The following is a 26736-nucleotide window of genomic DNA, read 5'->3' on the forward strand; positions in this document are numbered from 1 at the left end:
CTTTATACCAGCATGTCGTGCGTAATCCGCAGCGCATAAGGCTTGCCGGCAGAAGTGTCGCCTTGGTAGATCATAACGACAAGCGATTCCGCATTCGTGTCGATCTCGTTATCCGCCAAGTAACGCTCCAGATCGAATGGGACGCGGTCGATTACCGCATGCTTCTGCAGCTCCTTGTCCGCGAATCCGAGCGATGCGAATCCGCCGGACACGTCCTCAGGCCGCTCTGTGAGCCGTCTCATCCAGCCGCTCCACTCCGTTTTGTCCATGGCGAAGTCCCACCATACTTTGCGCGGCTTGAACTTATGCTGCATGAAATAGTCGAGCTTCATCAAGCCGAGCGTCACGTTCAGATCAAGACGGCCTTCCGAAGCTTCGACGCCTCGATCGTTCAGGAACGCCCATAGCCGCGAGAACAGATCCTCCAGCTGATGGCCGATCCGCTGCCAGCCCCGCTCCTCCCAATAGTCGCCGAACGACTGGAAGAAATCGAACGGGGACGGGAAGACATGTTCAACGAGATGCAGCAGCGTATGATCCATCCGATGCGCGTTCCAATACTTCTCCAATACATCCTCGACACGCTTAATGCGGACGATGTCCGAGAAGGGCAGCAGGTCGTTGCCAAGAATTTCGTATGGCGCGCGGTCCATATAGATATAGCCGTGTTTCTCCGCATCGATCCGCATGCCCGTACCGCGAAGCATCTTCAGAAAGCCAAGCTGGAGCTCTTCGGGACGAAGCGCGAATACATCGTTGAACGTCTTGCGGAACGTGTCGTAATCTTCATGCGGCAGACCGGCGATCAAGTCGAGATGCTGATCGATCTTGCCCGAATCCTTCACCTTCGTCACCGTGCGCGTCAGCTTCGTGAAGTTCTGGCGACGCTTAACCGCTTCGTTCGTCACATCATTCGTCGATTGAACCCCGATCTCGAAGCGGAAAATGCCCGGAGGCGCATGCTCCGCCAAATAATCGAGCACTTCCGGACGCATAATGTCCGCTGTAATCTCGAACTGGAATACGCAGCCTTGATGATTCTCGATCAAGAATTTGAACATCTCCAGCGCATAGTCGCGCTTAATGTTGAACGTCCGGTCGACGAACTTGATCAGCTTCGCGCCTTGGTCGATCAAGAACAAAATATCCGCCTTCGTCCGCTCAATGTCGAAGTAGCGTACGCCGACCTCGATGCTCGAGAGACAGAACTGGCAGCTGAACGGACAGCCGCGGCTCGTCTCGAAGTAGACGACGCGATTGCCAAGCGTCGGCAGGTCTTCCTTGAACCGATATGGCGATGGCAGCGTCGCAAGATCAAGCTTCGGCCGGCCGGGATTCACGAGAATTTCACTCACGCCATTACGAACTTTACGGTAGGAGACACCGAACACGAGATGGAACTTGCGATCCCCCTGCAGCTCTTGCAGCAGGTGATGGAATGTTTCCTCGCCTTCGCCAACGACGATATGATCGACCTGCGGAATGCGCTCCATCCAGAACTCCGTATCGTAACTAACTTCCGGCCCGCCGAGGACGATCGTAACTTCGGGCATGATTTTGCGCAGCATATCAATGACGACAATCGTCTCTTCAATGTTCCAAATATAGCAGGAGAAGCCGACGACGTCCGGACGACGCGCGAATATATCCGACACGATGTTCATCGCCGGATCTTTGATTGTATACTCCGCAATATCGATATTCGGAAAATCTTTCTCCGCGAACGCCTTCAGGCAGCGAAGCGCGAGCGACGTGTGTATATATTTGGCATTCAATGTTGCCAGAACGACTTTCATAGCAGTCAAACCCTCTCTAAACGTTAGCAAATGGTTAATCACGCTCTATTGTACCATTTTTCGTGCGTGAATTAGAACTGTATCCGCGAATTGCCACACTGTGCCGCAAATGTTCCGATCAGCCGACAGCGCTGTTCGACAGCTTATCCTTGTCGATTGCGCTACGATAGAGACAAGCTCTAGGTGCGCAACGCAAGACCGCGTGCCGAATCACGCTGAAGGAGGCCTTGCCGTAATGGAACGCGTATGGACGGAGAAAGAGCCGCTGGTGCCGGAGTGGTATGATCATAAAGAAGAAAAGAAAGAACAAGCCGATGGTACGCCCAAGTTATCAATGAAGCTCCTATATGGAATGATTCAAGAGTTGAAACAGTGCAGCGAACGTCTTAATGCAAGGCTTGATGAATTCGAGCACTATATGATCGAAGTACAAGCAACCCGCGCACAGCTGGAAGCGGATGCTGCGAGAACGATCGCTCGCGCGAAAGCTGCTGCTGCACGCCATGATCGCGTTGCTTTCGCGGATGCGGCATTGTCCGCGCATGCGCATGAACATGGACAAGCTTTTAACGTTGAAATACCTCCTATGTCCGCATCACCGGATACCGCTGATGCCCCCTCCTACGAGCTTGCAGAGACAGTCGCTGATATGGCGAGCACACCTGTCCCCGAAGAAGCCATTTCACAGATGGATGAAGAGGTTCCGGCAGCCGACGAACCCGCAGTCGCTGCTGCAATCGCAATCGTTAATGACGATATCGCCCCGACGGCTTCCGCCGAGATCGTCAGCTTCGATTCCGCCGAAGTCGAAGAACCGGCCATGCACAGCCAGGCCCAAACCGATAATGATGTCCTCGTCTTCGACATCGACGCGATTCCTCTGCACGCGAAGCCAAGCAAGCTGGAGTCGCAGCCTTCTTATCTCATGTCGTTGGCGCAAGAGGTGATGGGCTTCACAAGCTCGGAAACCGAAGCAGAGGACGGACTCGATCCGGGCGAAGGCGCGAACCCGTTTGATCCGGACAGCTTCGCTGCAGTTAGTCTAGCGTCGGCTGAGGCAGAAGCTGCGCCGGCCGCTGCTCTTCCTGCAGCTGTTCAACCTAGCACATCAGCAGCCATGTCTTCTCCGTTCTTCACGCCTCGCTCACAACGTCACCCGTCTTCGAAGAAGACGTTCCTCAGCTTGTTCGGCTTCCGGACCCGCATCTCTTAGAGAAGGATCCGCCTACCATACCTGCCGAACGGACCACACAAAGCCCTCTGCCAGCGCATGCAGGCAGAGGGCTCTTGCGTGTTATTGCTTACGGGGCGTACCTGACAACCCAAGTTCATCATCATACGCATCGAAAATTTGGCGGGCGATCGGCGCGGCGCCTTTGGCACCAAAACCGCCCTCTGGCACAACTACTGCGACAGCCAGCACCGGATTAACGGCTGGCGCATAAGCGATAAACACCGCGTTATCGACGATGCGGCCGCCGACGGATTGCTGCGATGTGCCCGTCTTGCTCGCATACGTGTAGTTAACGCCTGCGAATGCCTCGCTTACGTTAACGAGACGCATGCCTTGCTCGACCTCTTCCCAATATTGCGCTGGGAAGTCGACCGTATTGAGCACCTCCGGCTGCATCGTCTGGACCGTATGACCGTCCGAGTCGACGATCTTCTCGACAAACTGAGGTTTCATGCGCTTGCCGCGGCTCGCCAGCGTAGCTGTATATTGCGCAAGCTGAAGCACGGTGTATCGCGCCTGCTGACCGAAAGAAGCACGAATGAGCGCCGACTGTATGCTTGCCGTCTCTGCTTCATGGTAATAATCGATAACGCCTTCCTTCTCAAATGGCAGATCGCTGCCCGTCTTGACGCCAAGACCGAACTGCTTCATATAGGCGTCCCACTTGTCTAGACCGGCGATACCTCTATATTTGCTATACAATCGGTCTCCAACCATCGCCGCCATGAAAGGGTTGGACGATTTGCCGATTGCATGCGCCGGATCAAGGTTGCCATAAGCGTGTTTCAGAGCGTTTTGGATTGGGACTTCGCTGCCCTTCTTACCAAAGGTGAACGTACCTGAATCTAGATACGTCGACGTAGTCGTGAACAGTCCCTCGTTCAAGCCGACCAGAACGGAGAGCGGCTTCTGCGTCGAACCGAGCATGACCATCGACGGCGCATGTTTGCCTGCTTCCTTCTCATCCTCGTAAGGGGCAAGTACGTCTCGGATCGTTCCGTTTATCAAATAATATTCGCTGTTATCCAGATCTTCTTGACTGATGCTGCCTCCGGACCAAACATTCGGGTTATAATCCGGCATGCTCGCCATCGCCACAACCTTGCCCGTGTTTACTTCCATCGCTACCGCATAACCGGTCTTCGGTTTCTGGTTCGCCTTCAGAATGTCTGGACTTGTTTTCAAATAAGCAAGATGTCGCGTAATCGCATCCTCCGTCCGCAGCTGAACGTTCTTGTTTATCGTCAGATACAGATCGTCGCCCTTCTCCGGATTCGTGATCGTCGGCGGGCCGATGATCTTGCTGAGCGCGTTGATCGGATAAATCTTAAGGCCGTTCTTGCCACGCAGCACATCCTGGTACATCAGCTCGATGCCGTCCAAGCCAACATCTTCTTGATCAAGATAGGTTAACTTGGGATCCGTCGTATTCTCCTTCTTATCCTTATAGAAATTAAGTCCTTTCGTATTAACGGCTGAGTTGAATTTCTTCAAGTATCCGACCAACTGAACAGCAATAGAGCTATTGTCATAACGGCGCACGCTCTCTTCAACGATGTCGATGCCATCGAATAGATCGCGATTTTCCATGAAATAGGCAATCTCATCGTTCGTCAAATCCGTCTTTATTCTCCGCGGCGTCGAAATTGTATTCTTCTTAAATCCAAGGTCGAGCTGACGGATGACATCATCGGCCGTCATCTGCTCGGCAGGATTGCCGTATTTCACGAATATCGATGCAAGCTGATTGGCGAACGGACGCATCCTTTCCTCGATAATGACCTTCTGCTCCTTCGCGGTCGATCCCTTAGGCAGATTCTTGCGAATGTCAGGATCGAGCTTGTAGTAGAGTGATTGTGTCGATGTCGAGTACGCGATCGGATGTCCCGTCGAATCTAGAATGTTGCCGCGGATCGGCGCAATCGTGACCCTCTGCGAGCGAATTTTGATCTCCTCTGCCTTAAGCGAAGGACCTTCTACGAATTGCAGAATGGCAAGCCGTATAATAAGCACGCTGAACATAAGAAAAACAATAAAAAAATAAGCATTTAACCGGAACGAGAAGTGCCTCCGGTTCACAATCTTGCGTTTCTGCGGATCGTCCTGCATGCGTTTGTCGATTCTCCTCCTTCTTCCAATTAACTTCCAGGTCCTGTGGAACTCTCCTTACTTAAACGCGCTCTTGATCCGATATGTTTCCACTACATCCATATGCAACCATGCAATATTACCCAAACGATCCAATATTCTAACCTTATTACAAGCAGGTGACTCCAAGTTAATTGCCAGACATACCACATAAGCAAGAAGAGCCCTCTGCCAGCAACTGCCGGCAGAGGGCTCTTCATTCTGTATGAAAGAAGGAAATGAGTACTTAAGAGATTGAAAAATGCTGTTAGCGCAGCTTAACGACCGCGGATGTCTTGCCTTGATAGTCGAGAACGGTGTAGTGCAGACGCCATTTGCCGTCGCCAAGCGATGTTACTTCGCCTTGATCGTAGCCCTGCGGCTCAAAATCATAGACACGGTCGAAGTTGATGACAATGCGAATGGTTTCATCGGCAAGACGCTTGCGAAGTTCATAACCGGTGTTGAACGCCCACAGTCCTAGTTGATCCTTCGTTTTCTCACCATAAAGGGAGTAGAAAATCGGGTCAATGTTCGCTTCGAATACAAGCCATCCTTTGTCATCGCGCTTGACTGTCCAATCCGTCAATGTCGCAGCCATATCGGCAGTCGTATCGATCTGCACGAAATTCTTCTTCATGAAGGCCGCGAGTTGTTCCGTCGACAAGTCCTTCAGCGATTCAGGCAGCTTGGAAGGAATGAATTTCGGCGTCTGATCCGGTTTAGCAATATAGTCGACGAGAAGATCAAGCACATCGGAAATCGAAACCGCAAAGTTGATGTCCATATTCACATCGTCGTACCCTAGCGTGTTAATGCCGATAAGCTCGCCATACTGATTGAACAAGCCGCCGCCGGAGCTGCCGTGATCAATCGGTGCACTGATCTGGATGTATGTAGTTTCTCCTTCTTCGGTGATGTTGCTGACAATACCGTCGGTCGCCGTGTTCTGCACACCGAGCGGGCTGCCGATCGCAACAACCGCGTCCCCTTTACTGATATCGTATGGACTTGCGAACGAGACTGGTTCGATGCCCAGCGGCTTCTTCGTCTTGACGATGACGAGGTCATCCGATTCATTGCTCGCAACAACCCCTTCGATCTCGAACGTGCGTCCATCAACGTCATAAGCCTTAGCAGATGAAGCCTCATACATAACATGGTAGTTCGTCAAGATCTCGTTCGAACCGATAATAACGCCGCTGCCTTGTCCAAGATCCGTCTGAATCATAACGACCTTCTCATCATTGAGCGCAACGTTCTGCGTTGTCGTCAGAATCTGACTTGCGCGCTCCTGCTCCCACTGCTGCTGTTCTTGCTCCATAAGCGCTTCATAGGAGGTAATCACGACTTTCCGCTCAGCAGCTTTCCAAGCGACTTCTGCCCCTAATGCTTCGCCAACGAATCGCAGCGGTACATAAGTCGTGCCTTTGACCAATTCAGCAGGCGCTGCGAGCTTCATGTTCTTCCCGTTTACCGTTGCCGTGCTGGAACCGACCTTCAAAGAAATCGTCGTCATGCCCTTGCGGGAGATGATCGTCTTCGTGCTTGGCTCGTAAGTCACACTGGCATCCAATGCTTTGAAAATAGCTGACATAGGTACGAACGTGACCCCATTATGTATATACGGGGTTTGCGAGAGCGCAAGCTTCTTACCGTCGAGGTAAACGGCAATGTCCGACTGAACGGATGCTGCCTGATTCGTTGCTGCGTGCGCCGTCAGCGCTCCGCCGCTCGTGAGTGGTGCAATGGCAACCGATGCTGCCAGCGTCGAGGCAACTACCCATTTTGCAAAATGCTGTTTCACTAATTCGTTCCTCCAGCTCTCCTATTAATCTATCAAGACTATCCTATCATTCCAATAAACGCATTGTCTATTAATGCAAACTGAAAATTCACGACAAAAGGCCCTCCCAGCCTGCCCCGATCGTAGGACATAACAGCTGGAAGAGCCTTATTGATGTTGATATACATGTTTACATGAGATTAATTAATCGACGTTCGCGTCCTCGTCTGTCGTACCGCCCGTTACGGGTGCGCCGCCTGTCGGCGACTGCTGGGTTCCGTTCGTTACGCCAGATGTCGAATTGTTAGAGGAGCTCGCCTTGCGAGGCGTCCCGTTCAAACCGATCTCATCGTCATACGCGTCGAAAATTTGGCGGGCGATCGGCGCAGCGCCTTTGGCGCCGAAGCCGCCCTCTGGTACGACGACTGCGACAGCCAGCACCGGATTAACGGCTGGCGCATAAGCGATGAACACCGCGTTATCGACGATTTTGCCCCCGACGGATTGCTGCGATGTACCCGTCTTACTTGCATACGTGTAGTTAACGCCAGAGAATGCTGCACTCACGTTAACGAGCCGCATGCCTTGTTCAACCTCTTCCCAGTACTCTTCCGGGAAGTCGACCGTATTCAGCACTTCCGGCTCAATGCTCTGAACGACATGACCATCGGAATCGACGATCTTATCGACGAACTGCGGCTTCATCCGCTTGCCGCGGCTGGCCAGCGTGGCTGTATATTGCGCAAGCTGCAGCACCGTGTAACGAGCCTGTTGACCGAAGGAAGCACGAATAAGTGCGGACTGCGTGCTTGCAGTCTCTGCTTCGTGGTAATACTCGATGATGCCTTCGTTCTCGAACGGCAGATCGCTGCCGGTCTTGATGCCAAGACCGAATTCCTTCATGTAGGCGTCCCACTTGTTTACGCCATCGAGACCGGTATACTTGCGATACATGCGGTCACCGACCATCGCCGCCATGAATGGGTTGGACGATTTGCCGATGGCATGAGCCGGGTCGAGTGTACCGTAAGCATGGTTCAATGCGTTCCGAATAACGACCTGACTGTTCTTCTTACCGAAGGTGAATGTACCGGTGTCGGGATACGTCGTTGATGTCGTGAACAGCTTCTCGTTCAAGCCGACCAGAATGGAGAGCGGCTTCTGCGTCGAACCGAGCATGACCATCGACGGCGCATGTTTGCCCGCTTCCTTCTCATCCTCGTATGGCGCGAGCACGTCACGAATCGTTCCGTTCTTCAAATAATATTCGATGTTGTCATAATCTTCTTGGCTAATGCTGCCGCCGGACCAGACGTTCGTATTGTAATCCGGCATGCTCGCCATTGCGATGACTTTGCCCGTCTTGACTTCCATCGCAACCGCATAGCCGGTTTTCGGCTTCTGATTCACCTTCAGAATGTCCGGACTTGTCTTCAGATACGCAAGATGATTCGTAATTGCATCTTCCGTCCGCAGCTGCACATTCTTGTTGATCGTCAGATACAGATCGTCGCCCTTCTCAGGGTTCGTAATCGTCGGCGGTCCGATGATTTTGCTGAGTGCATTGATCGGATAAATCTTAAGCCCGTTCTTGCCGCGCAATACATCTTGATACATCAGCTCGATGCCGTCCATGCCGACATCTTCTTGGTCCAGATATTTGAGCTTCGGATCCGTCGTATTCTCTTTCTTATCCTTATAGAAATCCAAACCTTTCGTATTAACGGCGGAATTGAATTTCTTCAAATAACCGACCAACTGAACGGCGATGGTGCTATTGTCATAATGCCGAACGCTTTCTTCGACGATATCGATGCCATCAAACAGATCGCGATTTTCCATGAAATAAGCGATTTCATCGTTCGTCAGGTCCGTCTTGATTCGACGCGGCGTCGAGATCGTGTTCTTCTTAAACCCGAGGTCGAGCTGGCGAATGACATCGTCCGCCGTCATCTGCTTAGCAGGGTCGCCGTATTCAGCGAATATCGAAGCGAGCTGCTCGGCGAACGGGCGCATCCGCTCTTCGATGACCGCTTGCTGCTCCTTCGCGGTGGAGTCCTTCGGCAGCTTCTTCCGAATATCCGGATCGAGCTTGAAGTAGAGCGATTGCGTCGATGTCGAATACGCGATCGGATAGCCCGTCGAATCGAGAATGTCGCCTCGAATCGGCGGAATCATCACCTTCTGCGAGCCGATGTTGTTCTCCTCCGCTTTAAGCCCAGGACCTTCTACGAATTGCAGAATGGCAAGCCGTATAATAAGTACGCTGAACAAAAGAAAAATAACAAAAAAGTACGCGTTCAGCCGGAACGAAAAATGCCGCCTGTTCACAATTTCGCGTTTTTGTGGATCGTCCTGCATGTGCCGTAGCTTCTCCTTCCTCTCCCGATAGACGGCTGAACCGTATCAGGATTATAACGATCAATCTTTACAACGTGGGTAGAGCTTCATAAGTTGCCCTAAGCGGTTATCAAACCGATGGGATATGCGTGCTCTCGAACCCTGGCGGATTAAACCAATCGCCCGACATCGCCCAAGTCGCATCCAGCGGCACCCATATAGCATTACCCTCAGGACCCGCAATTCTAACTTCGTTCCATGCATGCGGTCCGAAGCCGCTAGCGGTAGTGCCGCCCATGCCAGTTACAACACGCACTTCAAGCCCTGTCGCCCGAGCCATTACCGCATACAGACGGGACACATCGATGCAAACGCCAAGTCTCGTCCGGAAGGTATCCGCCGGCGTCTGCTCCTTCCATATGCCATGTTCCTCATAGTTACGCGCCTTATCCCAATCATATGCAATACGCGTACCGACCCAGCGATATAGGGCCCTTGCCTTCTCTTCATCGGTCGTTGCATTCTTCGTGACGGCAAGCGATGCCTCCGCGATATTATCCGGTATCGCATAGTCTTTGATCTCGTACTTGCGCTGAATGATCCGCTGCAGCTCATCGCCGACCGCTTCGGTCAGGACCGGTCCCCGATCCGCTAGCAATTGCCCCGCCACTGGCTCCAGCAGCTGCGCGGATGCTTCGCTATACACGTCTGACGATCGAATGTGCTCCGTGAACGGACCGCTGGGGGACAGCGTCGCGTACACGAATAGCGCAGCGATTAATAGCAGCGACCGGACGGCGCCATGTACCGCGCCAATAATGCCGCCGACAGCGCGGCTTGCCATTCTGCCTCCGGGAAGCAGACGACGACCTTCATCAAAGTCAAGGACCGCACGGCCGTCCATTCCTCTGGAACGCCGTCCTCCAAGCCGTTCGACCCGCCGCTCGAGCGGCGACGCCAGACGGGCAGCGGCAAGCCGGAAGACGCCGTACAGCAGCAGCATGAGAACGCCATAACGGAATAGAGCGAAGTCGCTTAAGCTCGTCACGAATGTATACCATAACTGAACAAGCGAGCCTACCTCCTTCTCGGGAGGATGAACGCCTGCAAGCAGCTTCGCAATCACAGGAGAGAGCAGGGCTGCGGTCTTCCATGCCGCGAAGAAGGATAATAGCATGAGAACGCCGTCCCATACAAAAAAGAAAAGGCGCTTCGCGGAGCCCGATGCGCCTTTGACCAGCCCTTGCACAAGCGAAACGAGCAGCAGCGCCATAATGATCAGCGCCACTGGCTCGAACGTCGTTATTGCATGTATCCAGGATGCCATATGATCCGCTCCTCTAGCTGCAACACGATCCGCTTGACTGCCATCTTTATACCCTATCGGCAGCCACAGCCTAATGCAGGATTACCTAACTGTTGCTCTTGGCTGTATCGATCAATGTCCGGATCGTATCGTCGATCTTCCAACTGCCGATCTTCGTGCCGCGGAACTTGACTTCCACCTCATCGGCATTGGGCTTGCCTGTCAGCTCCAAATTGTCCGTCTTCACGGTAAAGGAGCCATCGCCATTCTTCGTATACGTCGCTTCCGACGCCTCGCCTGCCATAGCCGAGATCGCTTCCTGCTTCACGCTGTCTGCCACTTTACCGCCAATCGACTTCACATCTTCGAGCGAGTAACCGCTGTATGCAATAACTCCGATGACGATAATCGCAACGAGCGCCCATTTCACGACGGTGCGCACAATTCCAATAATAACGAACAAGGCGACAAGCGCGAGCGCAAGAATCAGCCAATTGTCCTCGAAAAATGTTTTCCACGTCTCTGTGTCATAGACGAAATCCATCTAGAAGATATCCCCCTTATTATACGGCGCATTCTCTTACATTTCAAAGACCGCTTTTGATCAAGAAGCATCGAACACGATCAGAACTATTATCCATTATAACCGAGGAATGGCGGTCGGTAAACGGAAGCCCGACGCTTTGCGAGGCGGACAGGCGGCATATCCTGTCCATGCGCCGCGTACAAGTACATAGAGCAGACTTTTAACGAAGGAGGGCTTGGCTGCTGTGAAGACCGCTGTGTGGCTTTACTTGTTTTTATTTATCGCTTTCTTTGACCTTCATGCGCAATATCCGATTCTTACGCCGTTCGCCGTCTCTCTCGGAGCAGCCCCGTCGTTCATCGGATTAATGATGGGCATTTACTCCATTACCCACCTGCCTGGCAACTTGATCGCCGGCGTTGGCGTCGATCGGTTCGGGAGCCGGCTGTTTATTGTACTGAGCCTGCTGCTGGCAGGTGTCGTTCTGCTGCTGCAAGCCCATGTCGCTAATCCTTGGCAGCTGTTGGCGCTTCGCTCCGTGAGCGGCTTCGTGCTCGCTTTCCTGTCGCCTGCCTGTATGGCGCTCCTGGCTCGTATTGCAACAGACCGCATTCAGCAAGGCAAGCTGATGGCAGGCAACGGACTCGTTCACACATTCGCCTCCGTCTTCTCTCCTGCGGCAGGCGCGCTGCTCGTTGCTCAGATCGGCTTTACGCGCGCATTCGAATGGCTGGGCTGGCTGCTCATCGCTACAGCTATCTGTGCGCTTCTGTTCATTCACGAGCGCAAGCTGACGTCAACGCCGATGCCAATCAAAATGGCGAAGCAGGATGCAGGCAAGCTTCAGACCGAGATCGTTTCTACTTCTCCCGACCTGAACGAATCGTTGGAGGAAGACCGCCCGCTGCCATGGCTCGTCTATGCGCTGCCGATCGCCACCAGCTGCGCGCAAGGCATTCTGTCATTCGAGCTGCCCCTAATGGCCGATCAGCATGGGGGACACTCCATCATGGCAACCGGCCTGCTGTTCTCCGTCGTCAGCTTCGGCGCCCTCGTTACACTGAGCATGCTGTTCCTGAACAAATATTCGCCTTACCTTCGCACCTTGTGGGGGTCTGTATTGCTGGCTGTCGTTTATTTCGCGCTTGCCGTCGGCGTCCCTATCCCGCTGGCAGGCATGCTGTTTATGCTCGGCATGGTGAAAGGGGTTATATGGCCCGCCGTCCCAACGCTCCTTATTGATCTTAGCGGCGGCAAGAAGTACGGACGAACATTCTCGCTGCTATCTATCGCTTATTCGGTCGGCGCTTTCCTCGGACCGATGGCTGCAGGCGTTCTGCGCGACCGCATGTCGCCTTACTTCATCGCCTTCGTCGTACTGATGGTCGCAGCAGCAATTTTGCCGTTCCATGGTCCGCGACGCATCTCAGCTAGAACCCATTTTTCGTAAATCTGGGTATTCGCACAAGGCACAACCACCCCTCCGACATAAGATACATTGTGTCACGAGATGACAGTCGTTACGGAGTGACAAACGTAATGGCAGGCGCAAGTGACTCTCATGAACAGTAAAGGGGTGACAATATAAATGAACTATGTTGATCCAGCTCACAAAGGCTGCGGCCACGTTGGCGGTCTCTGGACGTCCACTGGTGTAATTCTCGTACTGTTCATTCTCCTCGTGATCGTGTTCTCCGGCTGTTTCTGCTAATCACTAATAACAGTCCTTCAAACAGCTCGCTGCGCTGCAGCGGGCTGTTTTTGGGTGATGCGGGATAACGATGTCTGCTTCTGTGGAATTGTCGGCGCCGCACGGTTACAATAGATGCAACTAACGCCGCTGGAGGTGCTTCGCGCATGGATATCGCCATTATTGTAGAAGGCAAGAACGATCGAAGCCGGCTGCGGCGCGTTCTTCAGGAAGAGGTTCCCGTGTTCTGTACATATGGAACGCCAGGCAGCAGTCAGCTGGAGACGCTGCGCAAGCAGGTTGGCGACCGACAGGTTTATTTGTTCATGGATAACGATTCTTCTGGCAGGCGCATTCGGGGACTGCTCCGTGATCTATTCCCCGACGCCGAGCATCTATATACGCGCCGAGGCTATCCCGGTGTTGAGAGTACGCCGGAGTCTTACTTGATCGAACAATTGGAGAAGGCAGGTCTCGACCCCTACATTGTATACCCTGATCCAAGCTCGATTCCGTTCAGCAAAGAGGATTTCGACTAGCGTGACAGGACAGTAAAAAGCCGCTTCACCAATTCGGCGAAGCGGCTTGCGCTAATTACATAACCGATTCAATATCTTTCATAATCGAATCAGCGGACATCGTTTCCTCATGCGCGCCGTCGATATATTTGCGTACATTGCCGTCTCGGTCAACAAGAATGAGCAGATCCAGGTGAGAGAACTCATTCGTTTTCTCATCCTTGAACAACATCATCCCTTTGAATTGCGGTATGAGATCTGCTGTATACTTCTCGTCGCCCCGCAGGAACTTCCAGCCGGTATAGTCCGCATGGAACTTCTCCGAATACTTTTTGATAGCCTCTGGCGTATCGCGCACCGGATCGAACGTAATGGACATTAGCTCAACATCCGAGCCGAATTTCTTATCCGCAATGAGCTTGTCCTGCACTTGCGACATGAGCTGCGTCGTTGGCGGGCAGACGTCCGGGCAGTTCGCCCAATAGAAGTAGATGAGACGAACTTTGCCGTTCGAATCCGAGAAATTCACATCTCCGCCGTTAACGGCATCCTGCAGCGTAAACTCAGGTGCAGCTTGCATATTCGGAAGCTTCGGCGTAGATTCCGAACCTCCATAAGTCAAATACAAATAAATCCCCATGAGTACAACTAGCGACCCGATGGCAAGCTTGAAGGAATGTTTCAACAGAAACTGCATCGCCCGACCTCTCCTAACTCTCCCGATCTAACCGATATGCGCGGTATCCACCATCATTACGATAAAGATAATCATTAAATAATTGACTGAAATAAGGAAATTCGTCTTCGCCCACTTGTCCAAATTCGCTGCGCGCAAGCCCATCAGCGTCTGAACGAGCCATCCCGTGCTCAGCAGCGTCGAAATGATCAAGAAGGCGATCCCTACATAATCATACGCGTACAGCAGAATGCCTGTCGGAATGAGCAATGCGATATACGGAATCATCTGCAGCTTCGTCCGTTCAATCCCCTTGACGACCGGCAGCAGCGGGAATCCCGCAGCGCGATACTCTTCAACCCGGCGAATCGCCAGCGACCAGAAATGCGCAGGCTGCCACAAGAACAGCCAAGCAAATAAGATCCATGCCCCCATATCGATCGAGTCCGTAACCGCGCAGTAACCGATTACTGGCGGCATTGCGCCGGAGATCCCGCCGATCGAGGTACTCCATGTCGAAGTGCGCTTCAGCCACATCGTATAAATGACGATATAGGCGAACATCCCGATAATCCCCAATATTCCGCAAGTCGTGTTCACTAATGTGAACAGGACAGTCAAGCCAAGCACCCCAAGAATAATACCATATACCAATACTGCATTCGGATTAAGACGGCCATTAGGCAGCGCGCGATGCTGGGTACGCGTCATTTTCTTATCAAGTTCACGGTCCCAATAGTTATTAATCACGGTAGCGCAGGCCATAACCAGCGTCGTGCCGATCAGCATGTACAGCAAAGTCCACCAATCAAAATGCCATTTTGAAGCAACCCAGAAACCGCCGAAAGCAGCAAATACGTTAAGCCGCAGCAGATTCGGCTTTGTTAGCTCTATCCAATCCTTCCACACAAGAAAGCCTCCCGTTCCATTGCAGCAGGCAGCCGTTGTCGGCATACCTTGGCGAATCGTACTAATCATACAGAAAAATAATAGCATTGACAATGTTCGTCCCTGCTGTTCAATAATTTGACACGTTCCAATGGCAATTTGTCGAACACCGCGCAATTTCTTGTTGCTTTCGCGTCGAGTCACCATTCCAGCGCTCCCGCATACGATGGGTATGTAGTTGATAGCCCAGAAGGAGTGAGCGATTTAGCAGCATGGCAGTCATCAAAGCGATCGCCTATGATCAGGATGCTGGCCCGGCTCATGCGTGCTGAGGCTGAAGGTGAAAGAAACCTCGGCGGCAACTGTCCCGCCACCTGGTATAACCAGCACAACTCGGGGCGTTCCAAATCATACTGCTTCTTCGTCCCATCCGGCGACGATTGCCCACACGTGTATGAAGCTAATTGTCCATTCGTATTCATCAATACTTAATGAAAAGCGAGGAATTAACAATGTCTTACCACAACGCAGTAAGTCCAGCATCGCAAGGCTACGGCTATTCCTACGGCTTCAGCGCAGCAACGCCAGCACCATTCCCTGGCGCTAGCGTGAATGCTCCTACGACGACGACGCTGAACGCGACAATCCCGCCAATGATGGGGATGGGAGGCATGCCTACGATGATGGGAATGCCGCAGCTGCCGCAAATGCCGCCGGCCGGCGCAGGTACAGGCGCACTGGGAGCGGCTGAAGAGTCCTATGTCGAAAATATCCTTCGTCTGAACCGCGGCAAAGTCGGCACGTTCTACATGACGTACGAGAACAACAGCCAATGGAACGCGAAAATTTTCAAAGGCGTAATCGAAGCTGCTGGCCGCGACCACATTATTATTAGCGATCCGACTACAGGCATGCGCTACCTGCTCCTCATGCTGAACCTCGACTACGTCACATTCGATGGTCCGATCAACTACGAATATCCATTCGATGGCGGTACGATTTCGAACACTACGCCGATCTCGACATCGAGATAAAGACTATTGAGGTTCAGCCGCATCGGCTGGGGCAGGGATGACGGGACGGAAGGTCCACACATGAACCTTCTCTCTGCCTCCCTGCACCCAGCTGTCGGCGCGCCGCCACGGAGAACGCTCGCTGCAGCGTTCTTTTTTGATACGATCCGCCTCTTCTTCCGTATCGGCCGTCCACAGCTCCACGAACAGCGACGGCTGATCCGTTCCTTCATATACAATAAGGGAACCATTCGATGACCGGACAAGCTCGTCCGAGAAAACAAGATAAGACGTTCGATGCTCTGGCAATATGCGATATTCCGCAAAACATATGTACATGGAAGGTACGCTTCCTTTCCTTATTGGTGTTCAAGTTCCGGGTATGATATTGCGTCGGCAGACCGACACTAAGAGCGATCGCCGACCAACATTATAGCACAACGAAGGAGGAATCCCGATTGGATACAGGCACGCATCTCGTCATCGGACTCGGACTCGGCGGCCTTGCTGCAGTTGACCCGGTTATCGCTGACAATGCGACGTTCCATACCGCCGTATTGATCGGCACCGTTGTCGGCTCGCAAGCGCCTGACTTCGATACGCTGCTTCGATTTAAAGGCAATGCATCCTATATCCGCAACCATCGCGGCGCTTCGCATTCCATTCCGGCCATTATCGGCTGGACCGCATTGATAGCGATTGTCCTTCAATTGCTATACCGCGGGAGCCTGCCATGGCTTCATCTCACGGGGTGGATCCTGCTGGCTGTATGCGTGCACGTGATAACGGACTTGTTCAACGCCTATGGAACGCAAGCCGTCAGGCCATTCTCGAACAAATGGATATCGTGGAACATTATCCACATCTTCGATCCGGTAATCTTCACTACGCATGTGATCGCCATCTCGCTCTGGGCGTTCGGCCTCGTTAATCCGGCCGCAACGTTCTCCCTGTTATACAGCCTGCTCGCGCTGTATTATGTGTGGCGAACGGTCGTTCATCATCGCCAGCAGGCGCATGTAATGGCGATTGATAAAGAACATGAAGAAGGCGATCGTTACTGGCTCATTCCGACGATATCATTGACTGCCTGGAATGTCGTGAAGCGTAAGAAGAACGGTATCTTCATGATTGGAGATCTAAGATCGAACGCGCTCCGCTGGCAGGATTGTGTATCGTGTTCCGACCATCCGGCAGTCGATCGATCCAAGAACGATCCGTCGATCCAGTCCTTCCTCTACCTGACCTCATTCGCATGCGCCGACGTGAAGGTGCATACTTGGGGCTACGAGGTGCGATGGAGCGACGTACGGTACCGGCATCGTAAGCAATATCCGTTCGTTGCCGTCCTTATGATGGACAATGATTACAAGACGGTTGGTTCATATGTTGGATGGCTAAGCGACAAACGACTTGAGAAGCGGCTCCGCATGAATACGTACTGACGTATTGACGCGGGGCTTTTTTTTCTGCACAATGAAATAAGCTGCATCGCAAGAACAACCTTATAATTCGAACAAAAAAGCTCAAGGTTTCCCTTGAGCTTTCTCGTCTGTGTATGGTTAAAGCTTAACGTTGACCGGACAGCTGCTGTTCAGCGATTTGCACCAGCTTTTTCGTGATGTAGCCGCCAAGCGAGCCTGCGTCGCGAGTGGAGACGTTACCGTAGTAGCCATCGGCAGGGATTTGCACGCCGAGAGACTGCGCAGCCTCCATTTTCAATTGTTCCAAAGCCTGGCTTGCTTGTGGTACCACCAGTTGATTGCTGCTGCGGGATTGGCTTGCCATAAGAAAAAACTCCTTTCATCCTCTGCACTTTGTGATGGGTTGCAAGCTTGCAAAGTTATTATGGCTCGTGTTTCGAATATATATGCTAGCGTTCAAAATATTTTAAGAAAAGATTTTGGAGTGTGATTTTCAATGTCAAAGATGCTGTCGCTGTGGTTCGCCGTTTCGTCCACCGTCCTGATGGGCGCTACCGCTGTCATGATCAGTCACAATGGCTGGATCGCTATCCTTCTTGCCCTCCTGACGGTATGCAACGTAGGTTTTGGGTTTGTTGTGAAAGCTAGAAGTCGTCGTCGCAACGAAGGACAAGCCGTTAAGTAAATTGTCTACTGCTTTTGATTGAGCGTGGTACTAGCTTGTATCGAGAAACGACCGCATCGGATTCGATGCGGTCGTTTCTTTGAATGTATGTGCTTCATCCCGTCTTCAGCTATCCTACGTTCCCATCCGTGGAATGTGTTGGCGGCTTTAACGGTTCGTAGGTGCAGATTTGCACCTACGGTCGGGCCGCACGCGCTTTTAACGGTTCGTAGGTGCAGATTTGCACCTACAGCTGGGCCGCACGCGCCTTTGGCGGTTCGTAGGTGCAGATTTGCACCTACGGCTTCAGTGGCAGGCAGACGTAGATGACAGGCCCACCTCAAACATAATAAAAAGCAGCGGTCCACAGGACCGCTGCTTTCACATTTTCACACCCCAATTAGGAGGATTTAAGCGGGTAGAATCTTAGCGCTTAGGCGCAAGGAAGCCCATAAGCTCTTTGGCGTCTGCAAGCGTCTTGTCGGCTACAACAGAAGCGCGTTCTGCACCTTGCTTCAAAATGTCGTGAATCGCGCCGGAGCTGCGAATTTCATTGTATTTGGCTTGCAGCGGTTCCAGTACGGAGACAACTGCTTCAGCCAAATCTTTCTTGAATGCGCCATACCCTTGACCGTCGTACTTCGCTTCGATCTGCTCAATGGACTGACCTGCGCAATGCGAGTAGATGCTGAGCAGATTGCTCACTTCCGGCTTATTCGCAGGATCGTATTTCACTTCGCGGCCGGAGTCCGTTGTCGCGCGGCTGATTTTCTTGCGGACAACGTCCGGCGGGTCGAGCAGTGCGATGAAGCTGCCTGGATTCGGATTGCTCTTGCTCATCTTCTTGCTTGCATCGTCAAGCGACATGATGCGAGCGCCAACCTTCGGAATGTATGGCTCTGGCACTTTGAAGTAGTCGCCGTACTTCGTATTGAACCGGTGAGCAAGATCACGGGACAGCTCAAGATGCTGCTTCTGGTCGTCGCCAACAGGAACGAGGTCTGCATTATAGATCAAGATATCGGCAGCCATCAGCGTTGGATAGACGAACAGACCTGCGCCGACCGATTCTTTGCCTGCGGATTTGTCTTTGAATTGCGTCATGCGTTCCAATTCGCCCATATAGGCGAGCGTCGTGAACATCCATCCGAGCTCGGCGTGAGCACGTACATGCGATTGTACGAACACACTCGACTTCGCTGGGTCGATGCCCGCCGCGATGAACAGCGCCGCTACCGCTTCCGTCTGCTCGCGCAGAGCTGCCGGCTCTTGCGGAACCGTGATGGCATGCAGGTCAACGACCATGAAGTAACACTCTTCTGTCTCCTGCAGCTTCACGAAATTTTGCATAGCGCCAATGTAGTTGCCCAGCGTCAGCTGCCCGCTTGGTTGAATACCGGATAATACACGTTTCATTGACATTCACTCCTTTTAAGAGGTAGTTCGTACTTTTTGAACCTAAATTGAATTTTAATCATTATTTGATTCCGTTATTATCGAGGCATTGGAAGCAGCCTGGCCGAGCTGCATCCGCATCCTAGCGTATCCATGTACGCAAAAAAGGCCCCCGTCGCAAGGGACGAGGAGCCGTGGTACCACCCTAATTCGCATGTCTGCACAAAGCAACCCATCCTAGGTAGGGTCGTTGATTATGAGCATGCCTTAAGTTCCGTAACGAGGAACAATCGGATCAGTATTGGCATCGGCAACTCATGCGCTAATCGCCGTCTCAGCTTATAGCCATCGAATTGCCTGCGTTCCACTGTCCGCTCCCGGATCCATTCGTCGCGCGCGCTGTACCGGTTTGCACCATCCACCGGCTCTCTGCGAGCAGCCTCGCACGCTTACTTGTTCCGTTCATCGCGTTTACAACGATTATACTCTCCGAGTCCCGATTGTCAAGGTCGAAACGTCTGCCTTCTTGCCTCGAGACGAAGCGTCGTTTCTAATTTCAAGAGCCATTATGTTGTCCTAATGGATGGGACATGCGCATATATTGACAATAATGTGCAAGCGCTAGTCCATGTACAAATCAAGCCGAGTCGATGCTGCGCTTAGTGGATTCACCAAGGCAGCAGTTAGGAGGTCTCACTATGCCTTTGCGTCTATTGCTCCGCTGGTCGCCGCCAGCCTTAACGGCAGGATGTGCGGCGCTGCTAATCCTGATCGCCTTCAATCGCCCCATCTACCTGCCGACGATTGGGACTTCCGAGCTTAATGCCTTTACAACGCTGTTTCTCAGCGTCGTACTCGAGGCGCTTCCTTTCATGCTGCTAGGTGTTATCGTATCAGCGCTTCTGCAAGTATTCGTCTCCGAGCAGGCGATTCGCAGTCTTGCGCCACGCAGCCCCTTTCTCGGCTCTGTCTTCGGCGCACTGCTTGGACTATTGTTTCCGCTGTGCGAGTGCGGCATGATCCCCGTCGTCAGACGTCTGATACGCAAAGGAATGCCGGCCTATATCGGTATCGTCTACATCCTTGCCGGTCCAATCGTTAATCCCATCGTATTCGCCTCAACCTATACGGCCTTCCATGCGCAGCCGGGCATTCTGTATGGACGAATGGGACTCGGTTTTCTAGTCGCATTCCTCATTGGCCTAGTGCTCAGCCGCTATATGAAAGCCAGTCCGCTGCGGACGGGGCATTCCACTCCTATTCACGAACATCCTCATCACGGACATCATTCATCGGGTCAATCGGAACGTCAACCGCTTGGAACGAGGTTCGCATCCACGCTGGGGCATGCTTCCGAGGAGTTCTTCGACATGGGCAAATATTTAATATTCGGCGCGCTGCTGACAGCCTTGATTCAGACCGGAGTAGATCGTTCATCACTGGATGCGATCGCGTCCCATGAAACACTGTCCCAGCTGTTCATGATGGCATTCGCTTACTTCTTATCGCTCTGCTCTACATCTGACGCCTTCGTAGCCGCATCCTTCAGCCATCTGTTCACTGCAGGGCCGCTGCTCGCCTTTCTTGTATTCGGACCCATGATCGATTTGAAAAATACATTGATGCTGTTCTCAGCTTTCCGCGCTCGCATTGTCGCAGCTGTCGTCATACTGACGGCAGTGCTTGTATTCTCGTTGTCGTGGCTGACAGCCCATCTCATCACATAACTCGCTGCATGGAAAGGAAATGATGCGTTGTGAAAATCGAAAGCTCAGCCGCTCACCTCCTGCATCGCATGCTGCGGGCTGTCGTCTTGATCGGATTCGCGCTGCTAATCCTTCATCTCAAACGAACAGGCGAGCTTGCGCTGTTCGTAACGCCGCGTATCGAGCAAGCCGTTAAGTTGTCCGCGCTCGCTCTGCTTGCGGCGGGCGCCTATCAAGCCTTCTCCTTCTTGCGAATGTGGCCGCAGCGAGCCGAGAAGATGGATGCAGGCTGTGCTTGCGGACATGATCATCATGATGAACATGATCATACGCACAATCTACATGTTCATCACGACCACAATCACCACCACTCCCATGATCATTCCCATCATCACGATCACGACCATAACCCTTCGCCAGCCCGGAGCATCTTGCTGTATGGCCTATTCTTTCTGCTTCTGACGGTCGGGTTCTTCATGCCGCACAAGCCGCTCGATTCCGATCTGAACGGCAAGCTCGGCACAACCGTTCATTCCCATGTTAAGGGGGAGCAGTAATCGGCAAAATAAAATAATTTGGCCAACTCGGATATTTCAAACCAAATCATCCATAATAAAGTTAATCTAATCGATAATCCATTCGGCTAGAGAATACGGAGCAAACGCTTACGATCCGGCAATCACCGAAGGAGATGACTTCCATGGCAGGACAATCCCGGAATACACTCGTTGTGCCGCAAGCTAGAATGGCGCTGGAGCAGTTAAAGTTCGAAATCGCGCAAGAGCTTGGCATCCAACTCCCACAGGACGGCTACTATGGCAATATGACGACTCGTGATGTCGGAACGATCGGCGGTAACATTACGAGGCGGCTTGTTCAACTCGCCGAGCAGCAGCTGTCGGGACAATCCGCGAGATTCTAATACAGAAGTGAAACACAATAAGGGCGCCTCATCTACTGTGATGAGACGCCCCTTTCTCATTGGCATAACTTATGGTTTTAGCGTTCTTCCCAGCGATTACGAGGCTGCTTCGGTACGTATTGGAATAGCGCCCCTGTATGATTCGACATATTGTAGTTGGACTCGTACATAATGCTTGCCGACCATGCGCCTGTGCCAGGACGAACGGCAAAATCATAAGAAATATCTCCGTGCGTCCAATCGCGCTTCAGCTTCAACGCCTCGATGGCCATCTTGCGGAAAGCTTCAACCTGCTGCGCATTCAATCCGGCTTCCACTGGCTTGAGCTCGCCATTGCGGCTTTCGATCGGATGATGCTTCATTCCAAACTTGCCGACTGCATTGTTGCGAAGCTGAATGTGTACCGTTCCTGCCGCTGCGTTCTTCAATTCACCCTCCAGTTGTCTAAACACATAATCAACTTGTCTTGCTAATGGAATATGGTCCAAATTAGTCAATTAATTCCCTCCGCTTATCAATAGATATGGTTCGGTTCAGTATGCATGTCTTCCACTCACACTTAAACGCATTAACACTTAAGTCCAATGACCTTCTGTCCCAACGATTTAGTGATCCCTCCCTTGTCTGGTACGATAGATAACGCTTACATTTTATCGTGCGAGAACGTTATCCACCGGAAGAACTACATATGTAGTTAATTAGCACCATCATATGACAATTTATTTAATTTTACAACAATTCTGCGCATGATTTGTCGGAAATTTAAGTAAATTTTAGATTTCCGTTGGAATTTCCTTGTCAGATTCATGAATTAATCTTATAGACCCAAATTGGGTCCAGTGATATACTATGTCTAAATTTACTATAAAGGAGCGCTTACTTATGCAATGGTTCTCCGCTTTATCAACCAAAAGAAAATTATTTTTAGGTTTTTATTCAATTGTTTTATTATTTTCCATTGCATTGATTCTTGTGACGGCGTTAAGCGGAGGATCGGTTCTAGCCGCGATAATTGTCGCAATTATATTAGCTATTGCAATCCTTCCTCTCGTCAACCTCGTCGAGAAAGCGCTTACAGATGCATTTTATGAATTGCGTACCACCGCATCGAGCTTGGCCAAAGGCGACTTCTCGCAACGCGTCGACGTATCCTCCGCATCGCTCGGCGAGCTGGGCCATTCCTTCAACAGCATGATCGACAAACTTCGCGACATCATTACCGATACATCGAAGATTTCCCGCCAAGTCAGCGAAGCAAGCCGCAGCATCTTCGATAAGAACCAAGCGATGAAAGTCGCGATGGAGCAGGTAGCCGCATCCTCCACGGAACTGGCAACGGGCGCGAACGAAATTTCATCCGAAGTATCGTCGATGACCGATTCGATCCGCGACATCGAAGATAAGGTTGCTTCTTATGCAAGCTCCGTCAAAGGAATGAACGATCGCTCGGAGCATACGCTTCAACTCGTGCAGCAAGGCGTGCATGCTGTCGGCAACCAGAAGACCAGCATGCAGAGCAACGCTGATGCAACGTCTAAAGTATCGGAGACGGTTCGCGAGCTGGCTCGTGACGCGGCAGGCATTACGAAGATTACGCGCACGATCTCCGAAATCGCGGAGCAGACGAACCTGCTGTCGCTGAATGCTTCGATCGAGGCGGCACGCGCCGGCGAGCATGGCAAAGGCTTCGCGGTTGTCGCACAAGAAGTGCGTAAGCTTGCCGAAGAGTCGTCGACTTCGACGAAAGAGGTATTCACGCTCGTACGCGGCATCGAACGCGGTATTAAGCAAGCGATCGAGAACATCATCATCAACGAACAAGCCGTACAGGTGCAGGCGGAAACAATTGAATCGTCGGAGCGAATCTTCGGCGAGATGATGTCTAGCATCGAATTCATCGCTGAGCAGATCGCCCGGTTCTCCGAAGAGAGCGACGTCATGCTCGAGAGCGCGCAGCGCATCTCCTCGGCGATCCAGAACATCTCGGCGATTACGCAGCAATCGGCAGCAGGCACGGAGCAAATGTCGGCATCGATGAATGAACAGATCAGCTCCGTTCAAGCAGTAGTCGAAGAAGCGGATCGGATGATGCTTAGCGTCAACCAACTGCAAAGAACGATTCAAGTATTCAAGCTTTAATCCAAGCCGCAGTTGAATACCTAATCCGGTGGACACAAAGAAACCCGGTCTGAACAACGAAACTTCATCGTCGTTCAGGCCGGGTTTTTCTTGTATCATATAGCAGTTTACGCTCACTTCGCGTAATCGAATCCGACTGCGTCCAGCAGCGTGCGAGCAAGAATCAGATGACCCGCTTTGTTCGGATGAACACGGTCCCATGTCAGCTGTGCCGAATAAATATGCTCGAGCACACGGTCGAATGCCGCCTGCGTATCAACGAACAGCGTGCCGTTACGTTCAGCAACAGCGCGGACGACAGCGCCGTACCGGTCCATCTGCATCCGCATCCGATCCTCGCGGCAAGGTTCCACGAAGAATGGTGTCATCAGCACGATGCCCTTGACGAGCGGCTGTGTCTGCACGACAAGCTCTTCAAGCGTACGCTCGTACTCATCGATCGGCACCTGAAGCTCTGGAAGCATCGGTCGATCGAATTGCCGCCATACATCATTCGTACCGATCATGATCGTCAGCCAGTCCGGCTTCTGATCGATGACATCGGTCTGCCAGCGTGCCTTCAGGTCGCGGACCGTATGGCCGCTTGTGCCGACATTGACTACCCGAAGCTTGCGCTCAGGGTAGGCCGATTGCAAGAATGCATCAACAAGCTCAACATAACCGTGTCCAGCGCCGCCGTTGCCCGCTTCGCCAATCGGTCGTCCCCGATCGCAGTCGGTGATGGAATCGCCGATCAGTACAATTTTGTCCCCTTGTCCGAATAGCAAGTTCAGCACTTCTCCTCTCGCGCAAGCGCGCATCCCATGAATAAGACTTATGCTTCCTGCTTCATCGTAACGGTCAACGCGCCGAGCTTCTCGATCTCGATCGTGACTACGTCGCCGTCCTTGAGGTATACTTGCTTGTCCTCTGGATAGCCGAGAACAACGCCTTCCGGCGTACCTGTCAGGATGATGTCGCCAGGCTCCAGCGTCATGTATTGCGAGATGTAGCTGACGATCTCTTTAACGTTGAAGATCATGTCCGACGTGTTGGACGATTGGCGCACTTCGCCGTTCACCGTACACGAAATCGCAAGCTTGTTCGGATCGCCGACTTCGTCAGCCGTTACGAGATAAGGGCCAAGCGGCGAGAAGCCGTCGCAGCTCTTGCCGAGCAGCCATTGCTGCGTACGCATCTGCAGATCGCGAGCCGACAGGTCGTTCACGTTGCAGTAGCCGAATACATAGTTAAGCGCCTTCTCTTCTTCGACATCCTTCGCTTGTTTGCCGATGACGATAACGAGTTCCGCCTCGTAGTCGACCTTCGTACTCACCTTCGGAAGCAGTACCGTATCTCCGTGAGCGGCGAGCGTATTATTGAATTTGTTGAACAGAATTGGATATTGCGGAATTGGTGCATTCGTTTCTTCCGCATGACGGCGGTAGTTGAGTCCTACGCAAATGATTTTGCCCGGCTTCGTTACAGCCGACGCGTACGTCACATCCGATTCCGGAATGATATATTCGCTGGACTTCAGTTCGACCGCTTGCGCTGCAACTGCGCTCGCAGCAGCCATCGCTGCCGATCCGCCCTCGATGAGCTCATGGATATCGGATGGGGCGTTGATCTCGAATGCATTCGCTGCAGCCGCAACGTCTACAACACCTACAGAAGTCAATACGCCGAGTTTTACTTGTCCGTTTTGTTTGAAATTAAGCAATTTCATAAATGAATACCATTCCTTTCTCTACGCGTTTTTGCCGAACACAACGCCGCCGTCGATATAAAGCGGCGAGCCCATCATAAATTTCGATTCGTCGGATGCAAGGAACAATGCTGCTCGCGCAACATCGTCCGGTCTGCCAAGCTCGCCTGTCAGCTGCCGCTGCTTGATCGAAGCGAATGCTTCCTCTGGATCAGCATACGAACTGCGCAGGTAGTTCTCTACGAACGGCGTCATAATCGTGCCTGGCAGCAAAGCGTTCACTCGTATATTATAAGGGGCGTAGTCAACTTGCATAGACTTCGTCAGGGAAAGAATAGCTCCCTTCGTCGCAGCATAGGATGCGCGGCGAGCAAGACCCATCTCTGCAATACAAGACGACATGTTGATGATATTGCCGCTCTGGCGCTCCATCATATGAGGCACGATATATTTGCATGGCAAATACACACCGCGAATGTTGACATTGATGACCCGGTCCCATACGTCCGGCTCTACTTCATGAATCGCGCCGACACCGCTAATGCCTGCATTGTTGAACAAGACGTCGATACGGCCGAATTGCTCGATTGCTTTGGCCGTCAATTGCTGAACCGACTCAGGGATCGTGACGTCCGCATGGATGAATGCGGCAGTGCCGCCCGCTTCGACGATCGATGCTACCGTCTCTTCTCCTTTGGCCGCATCAATATCGTTAACGATAACTTCCGCACCTTCCGATGCGAACAACTGCGCCGTGCATTGACCGATACCGGAACCTGCACCCGTAATCAGAATCGCCTTTCCTTTCAAACGCGTCATTACGTCATACCTCCTAAAAGCAATTTTCTTTCCTCTTCGAAATCACTGCCTGCAAGCAAATTGCTTGCTTCGTAAGCATA

General features: G+C 52.2%; 26 protein-coding genes and 1 pseudogene. 12 read left to right on the forward strand and 15 right to left on the reverse strand.

All coding sequences use genetic code 11. From position 1 onward, the window contains the following. Positions 1-2: 2 nt before the first annotated feature. Positions 3-1796: a B12-binding domain-containing radical SAM protein gene (locus SBI19_RS14225; protein WP_317969251.1), complete on the reverse strand. Its 1794-nt coding sequence runs from the start codon at positions 1794-1796 to the stop codon at positions 3-5. Positions 1797-2031: 235 nt separating this feature from the next. Here SBI19_RS14225 and SBI19_RS14230 point away from each other — a divergent pair, with 235 nt between their 5' ends. Beyond that, positions 2032-3009: a hypothetical protein gene (locus tag SBI19_RS14230; RefSeq protein WP_317969253.1), complete on the forward strand. Its 978-nt coding sequence runs from the start codon at positions 2032-2034 to the stop codon at positions 3007-3009. Between the two features lie 81 nt (positions 3010-3090). Here the strand turns inward: SBI19_RS14230 and SBI19_RS14235 are convergent, their stop codons facing one another. The 5 genes from SBI19_RS14235 to SBI19_RS14255 all read right to left on the reverse strand — a co-directional run bounded on the left by SBI19_RS14235 (position 3091) and on the right by SBI19_RS14255 (position 11133). Beyond that, complete coding sequence (locus SBI19_RS14235; protein WP_317969255.1) at positions 3091-5139, reverse strand: peptidoglycan D,D-transpeptidase FtsI family protein; 2049 nt, start codon at positions 5137-5139, stop codon at positions 3091-3093. Between the two features lie 286 nt (positions 5140-5425). Beyond that, a complete protein-coding gene (locus SBI19_RS14240; RefSeq protein ID WP_317969257.1) occupies positions 5426-6964 on the reverse strand; it encodes a stalk domain-containing protein in 1539 nt (512 codons plus the stop codon). Between the two features lie 183 nt (positions 6965-7147). Next, complete coding sequence (locus tag SBI19_RS14245; protein WP_317969259.1) at positions 7148-9304, reverse strand: peptidoglycan D,D-transpeptidase FtsI family protein; 2157 nt, start codon at positions 9302-9304, stop codon at positions 7148-7150. Positions 9305-9413: 109 nt separating this feature from the next. Continuing rightward, entirely contained in the window at positions 9414-10610 is a 1197-nt protein-coding gene (locus SBI19_RS14250) for a transglutaminase domain-containing protein (RefSeq protein WP_317969261.1), read from the reverse strand. 85 nt (positions 10611-10695) lie between these two features. After that, entirely contained in the window at positions 10696-11133 is a 438-nt protein-coding gene (locus SBI19_RS14255) for a hypothetical protein (RefSeq protein WP_317969263.1), read from the reverse strand. Positions 11134-11359: 226 nt separating this feature from the next. On the opposite strand from SBI19_RS14255, the gene SBI19_RS14260 reads away from it, so the two are divergent. The 3 genes from SBI19_RS14260 (at position 11360) to SBI19_RS14270 (ending at position 13344) form a co-directional block, all read left to right on the forward strand. Further along, positions 11360-12565 carry an MFS transporter gene (locus SBI19_RS14260; RefSeq protein ID WP_317969265.1) on the forward strand — a complete coding sequence of 402 codons (1206 nt, stop codon included), beginning with the start codon at positions 11360-11362 and terminating at the stop codon, positions 12563-12565. A gap of 138 nt (positions 12566-12703) precedes the next feature. Further along, on the forward strand, positions 12704-12826 hold the full coding sequence (locus SBI19_RS14265; protein WP_317969267.1) for a YjcZ family sporulation protein: 123 nt from the start codon (positions 12704-12706) through the stop codon (positions 12824-12826). Positions 12827-12972: 146 nt separating this feature from the next. Next, positions 12973-13344, forward strand: a complete 372-nt coding sequence (locus SBI19_RS14270; RefSeq protein WP_317969269.1) for a toprim domain-containing protein — start codon at positions 12973-12975, stop codon at positions 13342-13344. Positions 13345-13399: 55 nt separating this feature from the next. Here SBI19_RS14270 and SBI19_RS14275 read toward each other — a convergent pair whose 3' ends face one another. Together SBI19_RS14275 and cyoE are read right to left on the reverse strand one after the other, a co-directional pair. After that, entirely contained in the window at positions 13400-14020 is a 621-nt protein-coding gene (locus SBI19_RS14275) for an SCO family protein (protein ID WP_317969271.1), read from the reverse strand. A 27-nt stretch (positions 14021-14047) separates the two neighbouring features. After that, positions 14048-14908 carry a heme o synthase gene (gene cyoE, locus SBI19_RS14280; protein ID WP_317969273.1) on the reverse strand — a complete coding sequence of 287 codons (861 nt, stop codon included), beginning with the start codon at positions 14906-14908 and terminating at the stop codon, positions 14048-14050. A 251-nt stretch (positions 14909-15159) separates the two neighbouring features. Between cyoE and SBI19_RS29655 the strand changes: the two are divergent. Next, a pseudogene (locus SBI19_RS29655) lies at positions 15160-15379 on the forward strand (hypothetical protein). Between the two features lie 20 nt (positions 15380-15399). Then, positions 15400-15921, forward strand: a complete 522-nt coding sequence (gerQ, locus tag SBI19_RS14285; protein WP_317969275.1) for a spore coat protein GerQ — start codon at positions 15400-15402, stop codon at positions 15919-15921. A 3-nt stretch (positions 15922-15924) separates the two neighbouring features. On the opposite strand, the gene SBI19_RS14290 is transcribed toward gerQ, so the two are convergent. Then, positions 15925-16239: a hypothetical protein gene (locus SBI19_RS14290; RefSeq protein WP_317969277.1), complete on the reverse strand. Its 315-nt coding sequence runs from the start codon at positions 16237-16239 to the stop codon at positions 15925-15927. A 119-nt stretch (positions 16240-16358) separates the two neighbouring features. Here SBI19_RS14290 and SBI19_RS14295 point away from each other — a divergent pair, with 119 nt between their 5' ends. After that, complete coding sequence (locus tag SBI19_RS14295; protein WP_317969279.1) at positions 16359-17345, forward strand: metal-dependent hydrolase; 987 nt, start codon at positions 16359-16361, stop codon at positions 17343-17345. A gap of 124 nt (positions 17346-17469) precedes the next feature. Here SBI19_RS14295 and SBI19_RS14300 read toward each other — a convergent pair whose 3' ends face one another. Continuing rightward, entirely contained in the window at positions 17470-17688 is a 219-nt protein-coding gene (locus SBI19_RS14300) for an alpha/beta-type small acid-soluble spore protein (protein ID WP_191204431.1), read from the reverse strand. Positions 17689-17820: 132 nt separating this feature from the next. Between SBI19_RS14300 and SBI19_RS14305 the strand changes: the two genes are divergently transcribed. Next, positions 17821-18009 (forward strand): hypothetical protein, encoded by a 189-nt coding sequence (locus SBI19_RS14305; RefSeq protein WP_317969282.1) that lies wholly within the window; start codon positions 17821-17823, stop codon positions 18007-18009. Positions 18010-18414: 405 nt separating this feature from the next. Here the strand turns inward: SBI19_RS14305 and trpS are convergent, their stop codons facing one another. Next, on the reverse strand, positions 18415-19404 hold the full coding sequence (trpS, locus tag SBI19_RS14310; RefSeq protein ID WP_317969284.1) for a tryptophan--tRNA ligase: 990 nt from the start codon (positions 19402-19404) through the stop codon (positions 18415-18417). Positions 19405-20081: 677 nt separating this feature from the next. Here trpS and SBI19_RS14315 point away from each other — a divergent pair. The 3 genes from SBI19_RS14315 (at position 20082) to SBI19_RS14325 (ending at position 22011) form a co-directional block, all read left to right on the forward strand. Continuing rightward, positions 20082-21110 carry a permease gene (locus SBI19_RS14315; protein WP_317969286.1) on the forward strand — a complete coding sequence of 343 codons (1029 nt, stop codon included), beginning with the start codon at positions 20082-20084 and terminating at the stop codon, positions 21108-21110. Between the two features lie 29 nt (positions 21111-21139). Then, positions 21140-21646 carry a DUF1980 domain-containing protein gene (locus SBI19_RS14320; protein ID WP_317969288.1) on the forward strand — a complete coding sequence of 169 codons (507 nt, stop codon included), beginning with the start codon at positions 21140-21142 and terminating at the stop codon, positions 21644-21646. Positions 21647-21789: 143 nt separating this feature from the next. Continuing rightward, on the forward strand, positions 21790-22011 hold the full coding sequence (locus tag SBI19_RS14325; protein WP_317969290.1) for an alpha/beta-type small acid-soluble spore protein: 222 nt from the start codon (positions 21790-21792) through the stop codon (positions 22009-22011). A 77-nt stretch (positions 22012-22088) separates the two neighbouring features. Here the strand turns inward: SBI19_RS14325 and SBI19_RS14330 are convergent, their stop codons facing one another. Next, positions 22089-22508: an O-methyltransferase gene (locus tag SBI19_RS14330; protein WP_317969292.1), complete on the reverse strand. Its 420-nt coding sequence runs from the start codon at positions 22506-22508 to the stop codon at positions 22089-22091. A gap of 385 nt (positions 22509-22893) precedes the next feature. Here SBI19_RS14330 and SBI19_RS14335 point away from each other — a divergent pair, with 385 nt between their 5' ends. Then, positions 22894-24150, forward strand: a complete 1257-nt coding sequence (locus SBI19_RS14335) for a methyl-accepting chemotaxis protein (protein WP_317969294.1) — start codon at positions 22894-22896, stop codon at positions 24148-24150. Positions 24151-24263: 113 nt separating this feature from the next. Here the strand turns inward: SBI19_RS14335 and SBI19_RS14340 are convergent, their stop codons facing one another. The 3 genes from SBI19_RS14340 to SBI19_RS14350 are packed head-to-tail and all read right to left on the reverse strand — an operon-like array spanning position 24264 to position 26656. Next, positions 24264-24917: an SGNH/GDSL hydrolase family protein gene (locus SBI19_RS14340; protein WP_317969296.1), complete on the reverse strand. Its 654-nt coding sequence runs from the start codon at positions 24915-24917 to the stop codon at positions 24264-24266. A 47-nt stretch (positions 24918-24964) separates the two neighbouring features. Beyond that, complete coding sequence (locus tag SBI19_RS14345) at positions 24965-25858, reverse strand: fumarylacetoacetate hydrolase family protein (RefSeq protein ID WP_317969298.1); 894 nt, start codon at positions 25856-25858, stop codon at positions 24965-24967. A gap of 21 nt (positions 25859-25879) precedes the next feature. Then, complete coding sequence (locus tag SBI19_RS14350; RefSeq protein WP_317969300.1) at positions 25880-26656, reverse strand: SDR family NAD(P)-dependent oxidoreductase; 777 nt, start codon at positions 26654-26656, stop codon at positions 25880-25882. Positions 26657-26736: the final 80 nt, after the last annotated feature.

It is taken from the genome of Paenibacillus sp. CCS19, assembly GCF_033239625.1.
Classification (GTDB): Bacteria; Bacillota; Bacilli; order Paenibacillales; family Paenibacillaceae; genus Paenibacillus_T.